This window comes from Leptospira ilyithenensis (assembly GCF_004771005.1).
Classification (GTDB): domain Bacteria; phylum Spirochaetota; class Leptospiria; order Leptospirales; family Leptospiraceae; genus Leptospira_A; species Leptospira_A ilyithenensis.
Window position 1 is genome coordinate 680,830 of sequence record NZ_RQHV01000061.1, and the last position, 16,025, is coordinate 696,854.

The 16,025-nt window shown below is 42.6% G+C and carries 10 protein-coding genes and 1 pseudogene; 2 read left to right on the top strand and 9 right to left on the bottom strand.

The genetic code is table 11. From position 1 onward, the window contains the following. Positions 1-243 carry a MoaD/ThiS family protein gene (locus EHS11_RS16505; RefSeq protein ID WP_135765452.1) on the bottom strand — a complete coding sequence of 81 codons (243 nt, stop codon included), beginning with the start codon at positions 241-243 and terminating at the stop codon, positions 1-3. Further along, positions 244-1,185: a GTP 3',8-cyclase MoaA gene (locus EHS11_RS16510; RefSeq protein ID WP_135765522.1), complete on the bottom strand. Its 942-nt coding sequence runs from the start codon at positions 1,183-1,185 to the stop codon at positions 244-246. 136 nt (positions 1,186-1,321) lie between these two features. On the opposite strand from EHS11_RS16510, the gene EHS11_RS16515 reads away from it, so the two are divergent. Beyond that, entirely contained in the window at positions 1,322-2,395 is a 1,074-nt protein-coding gene (locus EHS11_RS16515) for a HesA/MoeB/ThiF family protein (RefSeq protein WP_135765453.1), read from the top strand. Here EHS11_RS16515 and EHS11_RS16520 read toward each other — a convergent pair. From EHS11_RS16520 to nirB, 7 genes and pseudogenes are all read right to left on the bottom strand, one after another. Beyond that, positions 2,392-4,548 carry a molybdopterin oxidoreductase family protein gene (locus EHS11_RS16520; protein WP_135765454.1) on the bottom strand — a complete coding sequence of 719 codons (2,157 nt, stop codon included), beginning with the start codon at positions 4,546-4,548 and terminating at the stop codon, positions 2,392-2,394. The two genes, EHS11_RS16515 and EHS11_RS16520, sit on opposite strands and share 4 nt — an antisense overlap. Before the next feature lie 95 nt (positions 4,549-4,643). After that, positions 4,644-6,005: an MFS transporter gene (locus tag EHS11_RS16525; RefSeq protein ID WP_210413703.1), complete on the bottom strand. Its 1,362-nt coding sequence runs from the start codon at positions 6,003-6,005 to the stop codon at positions 4,644-4,646. A gap of 213 nt (positions 6,006-6,218) precedes the next feature. Further along, positions 6,219-7,412, bottom strand: coding sequence for a molybdopterin molybdotransferase MoeA (locus EHS11_RS16530; protein WP_135765455.1), 1,194 nt, complete (start codon positions 7,410-7,412; stop codon positions 6,219-6,221). Then, positions 7,409-8,323: a bifunctional molybdenum cofactor biosynthesis protein MoaC/MoaB gene (gene moaCB / locus EHS11_RS16535; RefSeq protein ID WP_135765456.1), complete on the bottom strand. Its 915-nt coding sequence runs from the start codon at positions 8,321-8,323 to the stop codon at positions 7,409-7,411. Before moaCB ends, EHS11_RS16530 begins: the two co-directional genes overlap by 4 nt. Before the next feature lie 9 nt (positions 8,324-8,332). Continuing rightward, on the bottom strand, positions 8,333-9,124 hold the full coding sequence (cobA, locus tag EHS11_RS16540) for a uroporphyrinogen-III C-methyltransferase (protein WP_135765457.1): 792 nt from the start codon (positions 9,122-9,124) through the stop codon (positions 8,333-8,335). Positions 9,125-9,129: 5 nt separating this feature from the next. Next, positions 9,130-9,510 (bottom strand): nitrite reductase small subunit NirD, encoded by a 381-nt coding sequence (gene nirD / locus EHS11_RS16545; protein ID WP_135765458.1) that lies wholly within the window; start codon positions 9,508-9,510, stop codon positions 9,130-9,132. Between the two features lie 9 nt (positions 9,511-9,519). After that, positions 9,520-12,043: pseudogene (gene nirB, locus EHS11_RS16550) on the bottom strand (nitrite reductase large subunit NirB). 422 nt (positions 12,044-12,465) lie between these two features. Between nirB and EHS11_RS16555 the strand changes: the two are divergent. Further along, a complete protein-coding gene (locus EHS11_RS16555; RefSeq protein WP_135765459.1) occupies positions 12,466-15,966 on the top strand; it encodes a nitrate reductase in 3,501 nt (1,166 codons plus the stop codon). Positions 15,967-16,025: the final 59 nt, after the last annotated feature.

Genomic DNA, 16,025 nt, shown 5'->3' on the forward strand with positions numbered 1-16,025 from the left:
TTATCCGCCGCTAGAAGGAGGAAGGACTGCGATCACTGCACCGTCAAAGATACTTTCTTCTTCACTAACGATCGTTTGGTTGATGGCAAATCGACTGATTTTCAATAACGAGGATGCCTTTGGATTTTGGTTTTGCAAATAAAGCTTTAGATCCGAAAGAGTATGAACTCCTTCCAAAGTCAGATCCTCGTGAGCGGGGAAAAAATCCTTCATTGCCGCAAAACAAAGTAATTGAATTTTCATCTAACCTCCAATGAATTTCATCGAAAGCTCCGATCCAGTAAAAAACTTCTTCTTGGTTCGCATGGCTGCTTGCAAAACAAGATCCAAATCCGAACTTTCTTCCGGCAGATCGAATGAAGTTTCATCACTCAGGCATCCGTAGATTTTCCCCGTTGCATCCATGCGCAACCGATTGCAACCTTCGCAAAACGGCTCCGAATGATTTGCAATGATTCCGAAAATATAACCTTCCTTGGTTCTGCTGTAATTCGCAGTTGAATCGGAAGCTGTAAAGTAAGGAGCGAATTCATATTCCTTGCCGATTGTATTTCTAATCTCTTCGGAAGAATAAAAGAACTCGGAATGTTCCTTTTTTAACGGCCCCATTTTCATAAATTCCAAATACCGGACGGTGATCCCCCGTTTTCCAAACCAATCTAACAAAGGTAAGATTTCATTTTCATTATAACCTTTCAAAACAGTGCAATTGACCTTTACTTCCAAACCGATCTCTTTGGCTTCCTCCACACGGGATAACAATCTGGATAAAGGAAGTTTGCGATCACTGATTTTTTCAAAACCCGATTGAGAAAAGGAGTCAACGGAAAAATTCATCCTTGTAAGTCCTTTCGACTTCATCTCTCGGATGAGTCCGTCGGCAAAAAAGCCGTTGGATGTAACAACGATTTCACGAATGCCCAGATCATAGACTCTCTCAACCAATTCAGGGAGTTCTTTGTGAAGGGTCGGTTCCCCTCCGGTTAAGTGGACTTCCTTTATATTGATTTTAGTTCTAAGTAATTTTAATTTTTGTGTCAATAATTCGGGACTTAAAAAATGATAATGAGACCTGTCCTCGGAAAGAGAGGATCGGTTTTTAGGAGCGCAATATACGCAAGCAAAACTGCAATGAGAAAGAACACTCACTCTTACGACTTCGAATTTTCTTGTTTCAAGTTCCACTCTAAGGTCTATATTGATCCTCTTTTCCCAACTGAAAACAAAAATTGATCGGACTATCAATATTAATCCGTTGCCGAATTGAAATCATTTTCAATTTTTCCTTGCTTGAAAATTTCAATCGGATTCCTTTCTATTTATGAGTCCTGAAGAGGAAAGTTTTTTCAGAAGGCAGATCAAAGTCCCTGAAATAGGAAAAGCCGGTCAGGAAAAATGGAAAAAATCCTCGGTTCTTATCATCGGCCTGGGAGGACTAGGTTGTCCTGCTTCCCTATATCTGGCTCTCTCGGGAGTGGGAAGACTGGGCCTTGTGGATTTCGATCGCGTGGAACTCTCCAACTTGCATCGACAAACATCGTTTACACAAAATGATATAGGCAAACCGAAAACGGATGTGGTTTCCCGTTTTTTAAATGATAGAAATCCCTGGGTCAGACTGGAAACTTTCTCCACCCATATTACTAACCAAACAGACCCGAAGTTATTTGAATCCTGGGATTTGATTTTGGATTGTACGGACACGATCTCTTCAAAATATGCGATCAGTGATTTTTGTTTGCACAAATCCAAACCGCTCGTCACCGCTTCGGTCTTTCGCACGAGTGCTCAGCTTGCCGTTTTCTCTGGCAAAGGAAGACCGTGTTACCGTTGTTTGTATCCCCATCTGGAGGAAGGTGATACTCCCAGTTGTTCCGATGCGGGGGTCCTCGGAGTGCAAACTGCAATAGCCGGAACCTACCAGGCATCGTTTGCTCTTCGTTATCTGTTGAAACCGGATACTACCGATACGGACAGGATCTATTCATTGGAATGGGATTCACCTTTGTTATTCGAGTCAAAAATCAATCCCGATCCCCATTGCATTTCCTGCGGAGAGAAGAAAGATCTTTCAAAATCGAAAGAACAGGCTTTGGAAATCAGTGCGGAAGACTATTGGAACTCAAAGTCCATAGATACGATTCTTATGGATGTGAGAGAATCGGATGAAATGGAATCAAATCCCATCCCCGGTTCGATCTTATTTCCTCTCTCCCGTTTGGAAAAAGAGGAAATGCCCGAACTATCCGGTTATAAAAAAATCATCTGTATTTGCGAAACAGGAGTCCGTTCCAAACAAGCACTTCGGTTTTTGAAAACAAGCACGGAAAACTACTCCTTAATCGGAGGAAGAAGATCCTTACAAAATTTTCTACAAAACCGAAATACGATCTAAAGATTCTGTTTTTTAATCGAAACCTTGATTCCGCTGAATGCCGCATTTCCTGAAAAAACATCGATCGACTGATCATCTGTTAGGTCATTAATACTGACTCCCGAAAACTCAGTGGCAACCTTCTGGTTTGTTCCCGTTCGGTTATGACCGAATCCGTGGGGAATGCTCACCACTCCTTTCATCAGCTCTTTCGTAACTTCCGCCGAAATCAAAACACTCCCTGCAGAAGATTCTACGATAACTTTTTCATCATCTGCAATTCCCAATCGACTTGCGTCTTCAGGATGAATCATCAGAGTGCAGCGCGGTTTGCCAGTCATCAATTTTGGGAGATTGTGCATCCAGGAATTATTACTTCTAAGATGCCTTCTTCCTATCAGTAAAAAATTGGAATGCCCCTCTGTAAAGGATTCCCATTCTTTAAATTTAAGAGACAGTCTAGGAAAATCCTCTTTCAATTTCAAAGGGACCAACCGGATCTTTTGATCCTCTGTACACAGCCTTTCCGGAAAACAGGATTGCAAAGGTCCCAGATCCACTCCATGAGGGCTGTTTTTCAAAAGATCCAAACTCATCTCACCACCTAACTTTCCCTTGGGTCCGTAAGGACCTGTTTTCAAAGCATGATCAATGATACTTGCCGGAGTAAGTTTGGTTCTGATGATTTCTTTCGGTAACGGTTTGCCCGCACGTACCAATTCCAACCGTTTGGTAAGGTCGGAAAATATTTCCCAATCATGCAACATACCCGGTTCCGGATCGAACAGAGGCTGAGAATAACGGGTTGTATTTCGAACCGCAAATACGTTGAAAATCAAATCATAATGATCGTGTTCCAAAGCGGAAGTGGGCGGCAAAATGTAATTTGCATGTTTTGTCGTTTCGTTCAGATAAAAATCAACACATACCATAAAGTCCAAACCGGAAAGCGCAAGGTCCAACTTTGTTCCGTTAGGTGTGGAGAGCACTGGATTTCCTGCCGATGTGAATAAGGCTCTAATCTTTCCTTCTCCGGGGGTAAGTATCTCTTCCGCCAAAGCTGCAACAGGAAGCTCTTCACTGAATTCGGGAAGTTTTCTAACTCTGGATTGATACGCATTAAAACTTCCCGGAGAAGAACGCATGGCGGAACCGGGACCGACCAAATCGACGGCAGGAAGAGTGAACATAGCTCCCCCTCTTTTGTCTAAATTTCCGGTAATGATATTGATCACATTGATAAGCCACTGACAAATGGCACCGAATTCCTGAGTGGAAACTCCTACCCTTCCGTAACAAACCGCTGTCTTTGCGTTTGCAAACTCCTCGGCAATACGTTCTATGTTTTCGGATGAAATGCCTGTTATCTTCTCCACTTTCTTGGGAGAATACTCGCTTGCCCAATTTCGAATCTCATCCAGATCGGCCTCTGAAATCAAATCGTTCTTTTGAACCATTTTTCTTTCAAATAATACATTTACGATGGCAAAAAGAAAATACGCATCCGTTCCCGGACGGATAAAGATATGTTCATCTGCGTGTGATGCCGTTTCCGTCTTACGAGGATCGACAACGATGTATTTTCCACCTCTTTCCTGAATGGCTTTCAGTCTTTTTTTCACATCCGGGACACTCATCAAACTTCCATTAGACGCAAAAGGATTCCCTCCCAGAATGAGAAAAAAGTCGGTATGATCTATATCAGGGATAGGGATGAGCAACTGGTGTCCGAACATAAGATAGGATAAAAGCTGATGAGGAAGTTGATCGACGGAAGTGGCTGAAAAATTATTTTTTGTTTTCAATCGGCTTGCAAACCGTTGTCCGAACAACATGGATCCGTAATTATGCACGTTCGGATTTCCGTTATAAACCGCCACGGAATCGTTCCCATACTGTTCTTGGATTTTTATAATTTGGGTGGCGATATCGGAAAAGGCTTCTTGCCAAGAGACGGGCTCCCAACCTGATTCGGTTCTCTTGATCGGGAATTTGATTCGATCAGGATCCTGGTAGAGGCTTTTTAATTCCGGGCCCTTAGGGCAAATATGTCCTCGGCTGAACTTATCTTCCGGATCTCCTTTGAATCCGGCAATGAATCCGTCTTTTACCTCAATCTGCAACCCGCACATTGCTTCACATATTGTGCAAGCCCTGTAATGAATTTGATCCATAAACTTCTCCTAAGACAACGAATATCTTAGAAGCCAATTTGGATTATGACAAGAGGAAATTCACCCCTTGCCAAATTCTTTTCTACTAAAGGGTTTTAGTGTGCTGCCACAAAGGAAGGCTCCTTTTCTTTTTGCCCGGAAGGCAAAATCCGATTCAATTCGTCCCCTACTTCTTTTTCTTCTTCCTGAGAGAATCGAATCAGTAAGGTAAAAAACGCGGCCACAGACACGGTAATTCCTATGATCAAGAGAGCATTCTGGTAAGTCAAATCGCCTCTGAACAAAAATCCTGCAGAAACCGCTCCCGCATTTCCACCTGCTCCGACGATTCCGGAAACAGCACCGATCGCTTTTTTATTGATAAAAGGAACAACTGAAAATGTTGCTCCTTCCGACATTTGGACAAACAAACTAAATATGATCATGGAAGAAATCGCAAGTATCAGAGTGTTCATTTGAGAAAACAAAATCAAACATAAACCTTCTCCCGCAAGCACCATCGCCAACCAAACAACCCTTCCGCGAAGACCCCATTTGATTCCGAAACGATCCCCGAAAGCGCCTCCCAAGGTTCTTGCAAATAAATTCATAAGTCCAAAAAGACCGGCAATGAGTCCCGCAGTAGCAGGTGCCAACTTGAACTGGTCAACATAATACAACGCTGCAATATTATTGATTGTAAGTTCTATCCCGAAACAAGCACCGTAAGCTAGAAACAAAAACCATACCCGAACGTCTTTCATAACCAAAAGAAAATTCTTTAATGAATTTTTTTTTGCACCTTGGAAAGTAGGATATGTTTCTTTGATATCTTTGAAATTTCCACCCGGTGTATCCTGAGTTCCGAAATAATAGATGATCCCCATACAGAATAATGCGATTCCAGGAACCACCATCGCCAATCGCCAGGAAACCCCGGTCGTAAACCCGAATGCAACGAAGAATCCGAATAAAATCGGCATTACCATCTGAGTTACACCACCTCCCAGATTTCCCCAGCCGGCAGTCGTTGCGTTTGCTGTTCCGATGATGTTCGGTGCAAACATAACGGACGTATGATATTGAGTGATTACAAAGGAAGCACCTATGGCGCCGATTGCCAGACGGATCAGCAAGAAAGACAGATAACTGTCTGCAAAGCCGATGGACATCACCGGAATGGATCCGAGTGTTAATAAAAAAGTATAGGCGATACGAGGTCCGATTTTATCGCAAAGCCAGCCTACAAACAATCTCATAAAGATCGTGATGGCGACCGAAGCAATGATGATATTTCCGATTTGCGCCTTTGTCAGGGATAGTTCTTCCCGAACATACACCATAAGTGGAGCGATCCCGAACCAGCCGAAGAAACAGAGAAAGAAGGCAATCCATGTGAGATGGAAAGTTCTCATCTGCGGGGTAGCGAGACTGAATAAGTCGATTTTGGTAGCTTTTGAATGAGGTGTAATAGTCACGAGAAGACCTCTCCTTTTGCTAATAAATTGTGCAAAAAGCGTACCAAAATAGGAAATTTATTGCGTGCGCAAAATGCTCTCAAAACGATCTTTCCGCCTAAAAACTAGGTATGAAGAGATAAGACTAGAATTGCTATCAATACAAATTGATCAGTAAGGAGAAGGACTGTTTAAATTTTAAACAATCTGAGCTAAAACAGAGCGATTGGCAATTTACCAGGGCAAAAATTCTACCCAATCTCCTTCCCGGATTTGCACCGAATCACTCGGATGAACTGCCAAACCATCGGAAAAAAGCCCTGCCCGAATATCGCCGCTTCCGTTAAAGGGAACGGTGGAAAGATAAGTCTTGTCTTTAGTATCCAAACGAACGGGAAAGAATTCCGTAAAAGATCCTTTTTTGTTTCTGGTTCCCGAGATCGGCAATCGCATAACGGGATTTTGCTTTTGCCCCATACTGGCCCGAAGGAAAGGCTCCAAAAAAATGCGACTGCAAGTTTGAACACTGAAAGGATTTCCCGGCATTCCGAATACGATCGTGTTCCCTCGTTTTCCGAACCAAATGGGTTTGCCCGGTTTGATCTGCACCTTATGAAAAACAAGACCAACACCTAACTTTTGCAAAATGGAGGGAACTAAGTCCAAACTTCCCATAGAAACTCCTCCTGACAAAATCAAAATATCGGATTCAAGTCCTTTTGCGATCGCTTCCGTTAATAATGTTTCTTCATCAGGAATATTTTTCACCGACTCGGGAATGATTTTGTATTTGGAGAGAATGGAAGAAATAGTATAGGAATTGGAATCCCGAATCTGCCAGTCCAAAGGAGTCTGATCAATCGATAGTATTTCATTCCCAGTAGAAATAATTTGAACCTTAGGAAGTACCGCAACGGAAACAAAACTTTTTCCAAGGGAAGCAAGCATGGAAATTTCAGAAGTTCCGAGAGTATGGCCGGGCAACAATACGGTATCTCCCTCATGCAAATCTTCTCCTTTTTTAGCGATGTTCTGCCAGGGTCTTACACTCTCCAAAGAGAAGGAAACCCTTTTGCCATTGTTATCTTCTTCCGAAAGAAGAGAGTCTTCTATCTTGATCACAACATCAAGCCCGATAGGAACGGGCGCACCCGTCATGATCCGAATCGCCTCTTCTCCTTTTTCCAGCTGAAAACTGCTACCTGCGGGCAATTCCCTACGATAATGATAGATTTTATTCTCAGAGTAATCCGAAGAGGAAATGGTAAACCCGTCCATAGCAGATCTGTTAAACGGCGGATAATCCCTGTCCGCCCGAACCTCTTCCGCCAAAACTCTGTTATTGGAAAGTTTTAAAGGAACGGATTCAAAAGAAAATTGTTTTGCATAAGAGAGTATTTTTGCGAGACCCTCGGAATAGGAAATCAATGCCCTTCTCCCCTCATCATTTTTTTTGCATGGAATATCGCCGGCAAAATAGCAATCATACTTTCTCTTGCTCCATTCGTACTTCCCGGAACGGAAACAATCAATGACTTTCCGATTCTTCCTCCAACGGAACGGGACAACATGGCAAAAGGAGTTCTATCCTGCCCGAAAGACCGCATAACTTCTGCAATACCTGGAATCTCCTGATCCAATAGAGACTTTACCGTGTCCGTTGTATTGTCTCTAGGACCGAGCCCTGTTCCTCCGGTAGTGACGATGAGGTCGACTTTTTTTTCACACCAACTTAAGATGGTTTTGCGAATTTCGTCAGGCTCATCCGGAACGATTTTCAGTTCTAAAACTTCGACCCCTTGCTCCAAAAGTAGTTCACCAATCGCCTTTCCTGAACCGTCTTCCTTTTTTCCCGCATAACAGGAATCAGAACAAACGAGTATGGCTGCCTTGGAGCCACTTGCAAATTTTGCAATCTGTGAATCGGATTTGCCACCTTTCTTTTCCAAAAGGCGAACAGATAATATTTCCAAATTTTTATCGATCGGTTTCAACAAATCATAAATGACAAGAGCGGCAACACTCACACCGGTAAGTGCTTCCATTTCAATTCCCGTTTTGCCTATGGACTTGGCTTGTGTAAGGATACGGATCGTATTCTTATCTTCTAAAATTTCAAAGCTTATGGAAAAAAAATCAATGGGAACCGGATGACAATGAGGGATGAGCTCCGAGGTTTTTTTGGAACCGAGAAGTGCCGCTGCTTTTGCGACTCCGAACAAATCTCCTTTGGGAAGATTGTTTTCCTTGACCCTTAGGATCGTTTCCGCGCTGCAATGTACAAAACCTTCCGCTTCTGCGAAACGAAGGCTTTTTCTTTTTCCTGTGATATCATTCATCCCTATCCCTTATAGGGTTTGGGGAATCTCTGAGAAGCTATTTTTCAGTTTTTCCATTTCGGAATAAAATCCGACGATCTCTCCGACTACAAGAAGTGCCGGGGATTTCACTTGGTTTTCTTCTACAATCGTTTGGATATTTTCCAAATTGCCGATAAAAACTCTTTCCGAGCTAAGTGTTGCGTTTTGAATGATTGCGATCTTTGTTGTTTCCGAATTTCCCGATTCCAAGAGTTCGGAGACAATCGTATCCAGGGAATTCAAACCCATATAGACTACCAATGTTTTGCCGATACAGTTTAGGTTTCGAAAACTATCCGTATTCGCTCCGTCCTTCTTATGACCGGAAAGAAACAAAATCTCCCTTGCATAATCCCTATGTGTCAATGGGAAACCGAGAGAGGATGCAACTCCCGATGCAGTGGTAATCCCTGCGATAATTTCACATTGGATTCCGTTTGCAAGTAAGGAAGAATATTCCTCTCCCACTCTTCCGAATACGGAAGGATCTCCTCCCTTCAAACGGGCAACTATCTTGTGTTCGCTTGCGGCCTGAAACAATCTGGAGTTGATGTCTTCCTGCAAACAGCTATGTTGCCCGAGTCTTTTTCCTACGTAGACAAGTTCCGCTTTCTTTCTGCATACACCTAAAATCCTGGGAGAAACCAAATCATCATAGAACACAATGTCCGCTTTTCGCAGAATTTTCAATGCTTTGACAGTAAGTAGTTCCGGGTCTCCCGGACCTGCTCCGACCAAATACACTGCGCCAGCTCTATTTGAATTTTTGGAGGAAATCATAATCTTTAACCGGCTTTATCTACATCTTTCGGAGTGGGAAAATCCAATTCCAGATAAACAGATCCGCTTTCAACTAGCACCGGATAGGTTGCCACTTTGTAATTTTCTCCGCTGAGGCATTCTCCGCTTGTAAGAGAAAAATTTCTTTTGTGAAGAGGACAAACCACTTTCGGTTCCCCTCCTGCATCTCCCAGAAATCCTCTGGCTAAAACCATATCGCCTGTATGGGGGCATGCGTTATCGCATGCATACCATTCGTTTCTGGATTCAAAAAAGAAAATCGCTACTTGCCTATCTCCTACTTTTGCAGACACTCCGCCCTCCGCTGAAAATTCAGAAACAGGACCTATAAAAAATTTAAATTTTTCCTTAACGGTTGATGACATATTTATCTCCTACTTAGTTTGCACTAAATCCTTTTCCGCCCAATCCACAGGTCGGATCTGGCCTCTTTCTTCGATGAACTTGATATTGGAATCCGTTTCGGAACTGTTTATAAAGTGCTTGAATTTCTTTTGTTTTTCAGGATCTTCCACTACGTCTTTCCATTCGCAAAGATAAGTACCCACAAGCATATTCATCTCTTCTTCCAACTGGGAATTGATCCCCAGACGATCGTTAATCACAACGTCTTTGAGGTAATCGATTCCTCCTTCCAACTGTTCCAGCCATGTGGAAGTTCTCATCAATTTGTCAGCAGTTCTGATATAATACATCATATAACGGTCGATATACTTGATACAGGTCGCTTCATCCAGGTCTTCCGCGAATAAGAGTGCGTGTTTCGGATTTACCCCACCGTTTCCGCCGATATAAAGATTCCAACCTCTTTCCGTTGCGATGATTCCGAAATCTTTTCCGCGTGCTTCCGCACATTCCCGGATACATCCTGACACACCGCACTTCAACTTATGTGGAGCGCGGATTCCTCTGTATCTTTCTTCCAACTTGATGGCAAACGAAGTGCTGTCCTGAACTCCGAATCTACACCATGTGGAACCAACACAACTTTTTACAGTTCGCATTGCCTTGCCGTAAGCGTGTCCGCTTTCAAACCCGTATTCCAACAGATCCTTCCAAATGGAAGGAAGTTGATCAATTCGGGCACCTAACAAATCAATTCGCTGCCCTCCGGTGATCTTGCAATAGAGGTTGTATTTTTTAGCAACATCTCCTATGGCAATGAGTTTGTCCGGAGTGATCTCTCCTCCGGGAATCCGAGGAATAACGGAATACGTTCCCCCTCTTTGGATATTGGCCAGATACTTATCATTGGTGTCTTGGATCTCTCTGTGTTTTAGAATCGGTTCGTTCCAGAGGCTCGCGAGCATGGAAGCCACTGCGGGTTTGCAAACTTCACATCCGTTTCCACGTCCCACTTCCCGAATCACATCCGGAAATGTTTTCAATGATTTCACTTTCACAACTTGAAATAGTTCTTTGCGGGAATATTTAAAATGTTCGCAAAGATGTTCCGTAACCACTTTGCCTTGCGTTTTCAGTTCGGTCTTAAGAATCGAATTCACTTGCGGTAAACAACCACCGCAACCGGAACCTGCTTTGGAACAGTTTTTCAAGCTGGCGATATCGTAACATTCCTTGTCTCTGATGGCGGATAGAATATCACCTTTTGAAACATTATTGCAGGAACAGATTTTTGCTTCATCGGGGAGAGAATCCGCTCCGAAAAGATTTTCCGAAGAAACGGAACCTACAATCAATGTTTCAGGTTCTTCCGGAAGCTCCATTTTGTTTAAGTAAAAAGACAATAGATTGCCGTAGGCTTTCGCGTCTCCGACAAGAATTCCACCTAACAAATACTTACCGTCAGTGGAGATGACTAATTTTTTATAGACACCGCTTCTCGGATTTTTGAATACGATCGGAATATGTTCCGATTGACCAAGTGCATCTCCGAAAGATGCGACTTCCACTCCTATCAGTTTCAATTTGGTGGATAGATCGGATCCTACATAGGTTTTGGGTTTGCTTCCCGGGCTGCATAGATTGAATGCCAATGTATCTGCCATTTCATATCCGGGAGCAACGAGTCCGTAAATAAAATTGCGATGAAGCGCCACTTCGCCGATAGCATACACTCCGTAGACATTCGTACCCATACTGTCATCGACAATAATGCCCCCTCTTTCTCCAACGGCAATACCTGCTTGTTTTGCCAATTCATCCCGAGGACGAATCCCCGCAGAAACAATCAACATATCAAATGTTAGACTACCACCGTCTTTGAATTTGAATCCTTCTATTTTTTCATCGCCTAACACTTTTTCTGTTTGTTTATTTAAATGAATCTCGACTCCTATCTCTTCGATTTTCGATTTTAAAATAGAAGCGCCTCCTTCATCCAATTGTCTCGGCATAAGTCTCGGAGCAAATTCCACAACATGAGTATCTTTTCCCAGATCAACAAGTGCTTTTGCAGCCTCTAGTCCCAATAATCCCCCGCCGAGGACCGCTGCTTTTTTGATTTTTTTACTGTATTCCAGTGTTTGTTCCAAATCTTCGATGGTTCTATATACGAAGACTCCCCTCCTTATCCAATCCTTCGAGAGGAGGAACAAAAGGAGAAGATCCTGTTGCAAAAATCAACTCATCGAATAAAAGTTCGGTTCCTAAATTGGTAACCAGTTTTCTTTTGATCGTATCGATCGATACGGCAGGCTCAGATAACAAAAGTTTGATTCCGTTGGTGCGGTACCAGTCAGGGGAACAAAGATAAAGCGCTTCGGCGGATTTATCCGTAAAGTATTCGGACAAGTGGACACGATCGTAAGCTCGTCTGGGTTCTTCACCGAGTACTGTGATTTCAAATTTATCAGTTCCACCGAATTCCACTAATTTTTCGCAGAAACGGTGTCCCACCATACCATTTCCAATGACAATTAACTTACGTTTGTTCATTTTGCATCTCCACTAAGAATCCTTAGTTGTCTAGGAAAGAAGTTATACTTCTATCCTTCCTACAATATGCACGAAGTGTACCTAACTCAGGCAGATAGTTCAAAAATAAAACGATTATAACGATGAAATTGCCAAAATGGGCAAAATTATTCCATAAAATAGAAAATTTGCTTAAAAAATAAATAAAATTAAACTGTCTTTGGGGCTGAAAAAAGCTACGATCTTAGAATTCATTGCCTATTTGAAAGTAGACTTGGACCATTTTTTAATAAATTTGCTTAATTAATAAGCAGATTTTGATAAAACAAAAAACAGACCCTTTTTTCTTCCATAGTATGGAACAATTTAACTTCATTTTACTATGGGAATAAGCATTTTTATCAATATTTCAGCAATTGGCATAATAATTGCTGGCTGTATGTGTGCTTACAACAGAAACACATCTATCTACTTGTTCCTATTGTGGTGTAGGTTGCGGAGTCAGCATACACAAAACGGGCCAAAATGAAATTTCCATCGAAGGGGATAAGGAACACCCCGCCAACAAAGGTTTACTCTGTTCGAAAGGAATGAACCTTCATTATACGGTGATGGATAAAACCGACAGGATTCTTTATCCTTCCGTCAGAAAATCGAGAGACCTTCCTCTGACTCGTACAAGCTGGGATAGGGCGCTGGATACGATTGCCGACAAATTTAAAAAAATCATCCAAACGCACGGACCGGACTCCGTAGGTTTTTACGTATCGGGGCAACTTTTAACGGAAGAATATTATATTATAAACAAATTAATCAAAGGTTTTATCGGAAGCAATAATATAGATACAAATTCAAGACTATGCATGAGTTCCGCCGTTGTAGGTTACAAGATGGCTCTGGGAGAAGATAGTGTACCTATATCCTACGAAGACATAGAACTTGCGGATTGTTTTTTAATTGCAGGGGCAAATCCTGCGTGGTGTCACCCCATTCTATTCAGAAGGATCGAAGCTCATAAAAAAAACAATCCTGATGTAAAGATCATAGTTGTAGATCCCAGAAGAACGGATTCTTGCGAAGAAGCGGACTTGCATCTTCAGATCAATCCGGGCACGGATATTTATTTATTTCATGCAATCGCAAAGATATTAATAGAGAATGATTGGATCGATCGGAATTTCATCGACTTACATACAGAAGGTTATGAAGAATTAAAAGCTTCCATTTTAAGTTATGATCTGCAATCCTCGGCCGCCATTTGCGGAATCGAAACGAAAGATATATATCTCGCTGCGGAGTACATTGGAAAGTCCAAAGGATTTTTATCTCTATGGGCGATGGGTTTGAACCAGAGCGTAATCGGGGTTAACAAGAATTTGGCGCTACTCAATCTTTCGCTTCTGACGGGAAAAATCGGCAAACCCGGATCAGGTCCCTTCTCTCTCACAGGCCAACCCAATGCAATGGGAGGAAGAGAGGTAGGAGGTTTGTGCAATCTGCTTCCTGCGCACAGAGACTTAAACAATCCTGCGCACAGGCAGGAAGTCGCTGACTTCTGGGGAGTGAATGAACTGCAAAGCAAACCGGGATTCAGTGCCGTAGAAATGTTTGAAAATCTTCGTTCCGGAAAAATGAAAGCAGTTTGGATCATCTGTACAAATCCTACAACGAGTATGCCTGATGCGAAGGCGGTAGAACTCGGTTTACGTTCCGCTGAACTCGTTGTGGTCCAGGATATTTCCCAAAATTCAGGTGCTATTCCTTATGCGGATGTGGTTCTGCCTGCTGCCGGTTGGGCGGAAAAACAAGGGACCATGACCAACTCCGACAGGAGGATCACTTATCTGACCCAAGTGATTGATCCTCCCGGTGAGGCGTTAGCCGATACGTGGATCATTAAAAAGTTTGCCGATAAAATGGGATACGGTTCCTCTTTCGCTTACCAAACGGAAGAGGATATTTTCCTGGAACATTGCAGGCTCACCAAAGGAACCAAAATCGATATCAGCGGTTTGGATTATTCGATCCTGAAAAAAAGTCGCTCCGTCCAATGGCCTTACCCTTACAAAGGTCACGGAGGTACTCCCCGATTATTTTCAGACAATATATTTTACAGACCGAATGGCAGAGCCAAAATTTCCAATGTTTCCCCGGAAGATACTTCCGAAAAACCGACGGAAGACTATCCCTTCCTACTTACCACAGGCCGGATTCGTGACCAATGGCATACAATGACCAGGACCGGCAAGGTTCGTAAACTCATGGAACACAAATCGGAACCTTATCTGGAAATCCATCCGAACGATGCAAAACTATGTTCGATAGAAGACAATTCCATAGTAGAAATTTCGAACCAAAGGGGAATGATACGGGCAAAGGCGAAGATTACGGATTCAATCAAACAGGGCACAGTCTTTTTGCCGATGCATTGGGGCAAAAAAAATAAAAACGACGAATCCAGAGCCAACAACCTAACAAGTTCCAGCTTTGATCCGTATTCAAAACAGCCTGGTTTTAAAATTTCCGCAGTGCAAGTCAAAACCTATGTAAAGGAAAAAGAAAAGATAATCATCATAGGAGGAGGAAACAGCACGCATGCATTTATCAAACATTACAAAACACTTGCGCCAGATGATGACATCGCGGTCATATGCAAGGAAGAAAACCCTCTTTATAACAGGATACTCCTTCCCGACTTTATCAGCGGAGAAAAAGAATTTCATGAATTGTCGAGTGCAAATTCGGAAGAAGTACAATCATGGAATATAGAGCTTCTCACATCCACTTCCGTTACGGAGATTTTGCCTGAAGCGAAAAAAGTCAGAGATTCCCATGGAGTTTTACATTCTTATAATAAACTAATACTTGCTACAGGAAGTTCTCCTCAAATTCCGAAATACATCGCGCCGGGTATGGTGGGCGTATTCAGCTTAAGGGCAAAATCGGACGCAGATAAGATTAGAGGTTTTTTTGTGCCTGACTCTCATGCATTGATTGTTGGAGGAGGACTACTCGGATTGGAACTTGCCGCAGCACTCAAATCACTCGGAGTGAAAGTGACAGTTCTCGTTAGAACAGACAGGTTGATGTCCAAACAATTGGATAAGATCGCAGCGGATATTCTAAAGGAAGAAATTGAAAAAAGAGATATAGAAATCTTATTCAATTCGGAAATTTCAAAAGTCAGCGGGTTCGGAAGAGTCACTCATGTAGAACTAAAGGATGGAAAAAAATTATACCCGGACGGGATCGTTTATGCAATGGGAACTAGCCCCAATATCTTTTTGGCAAACGGTCTGGGATTGGATCTGGGAGAAGGAATCAAAGTAAATGAATTTCTCCAAACGAAAGATCCTGACATCTATGCAATCGGGGAAGTAGCGGAACATACAAGCGGAGTTTACGGAACGGTACTTGCCGCAGAAGAACAATCGGAAGTGGCCGCATGGCACATCTTCGGTTATAAATTCAAAACATATTCCGGTTCCTTACATTCCAACTTATTGAAAATTCCCGGCCTTGAACTTGTATCGCTTCGTCTTCCCAATATTCCTTTTGAAAATCTAACGGATGAATACGAAGAAGTGGTATTTTTAGACAGGAAGAGAAGACGTTATAAAAAATGCATCATCAAGGGAGACAAATTGGTTGCGGCGATTCTCATCGGAGACAAGGCGGAATTCGTAGAATACAAATCACTCATCTCCAACGGAACGGAGTTAGGTGAAAAAAGAAACAAACTTCTTACCGGAGGAACCAACGCAAAACCACCGAAAGGTGCTTTAGTTTGCTCTTGCAATAGCGTGGGAAAAGGAAACATAGAAGAAGAAATTACAAAAGGAGTAGTCACCCTGGAAGGAATTATTTCCGCTACAGGTGCTGGAAGCGGGTGTGGAAGTTGCAGACAGGAAGTTTCAAAAATCCTAAAAGAAAGATTAAATTAAATTCTTCCGATCCCATGGGCCAGTCGGAAAGGAAGAATTGCGGCTGATCGGTGTGCGGT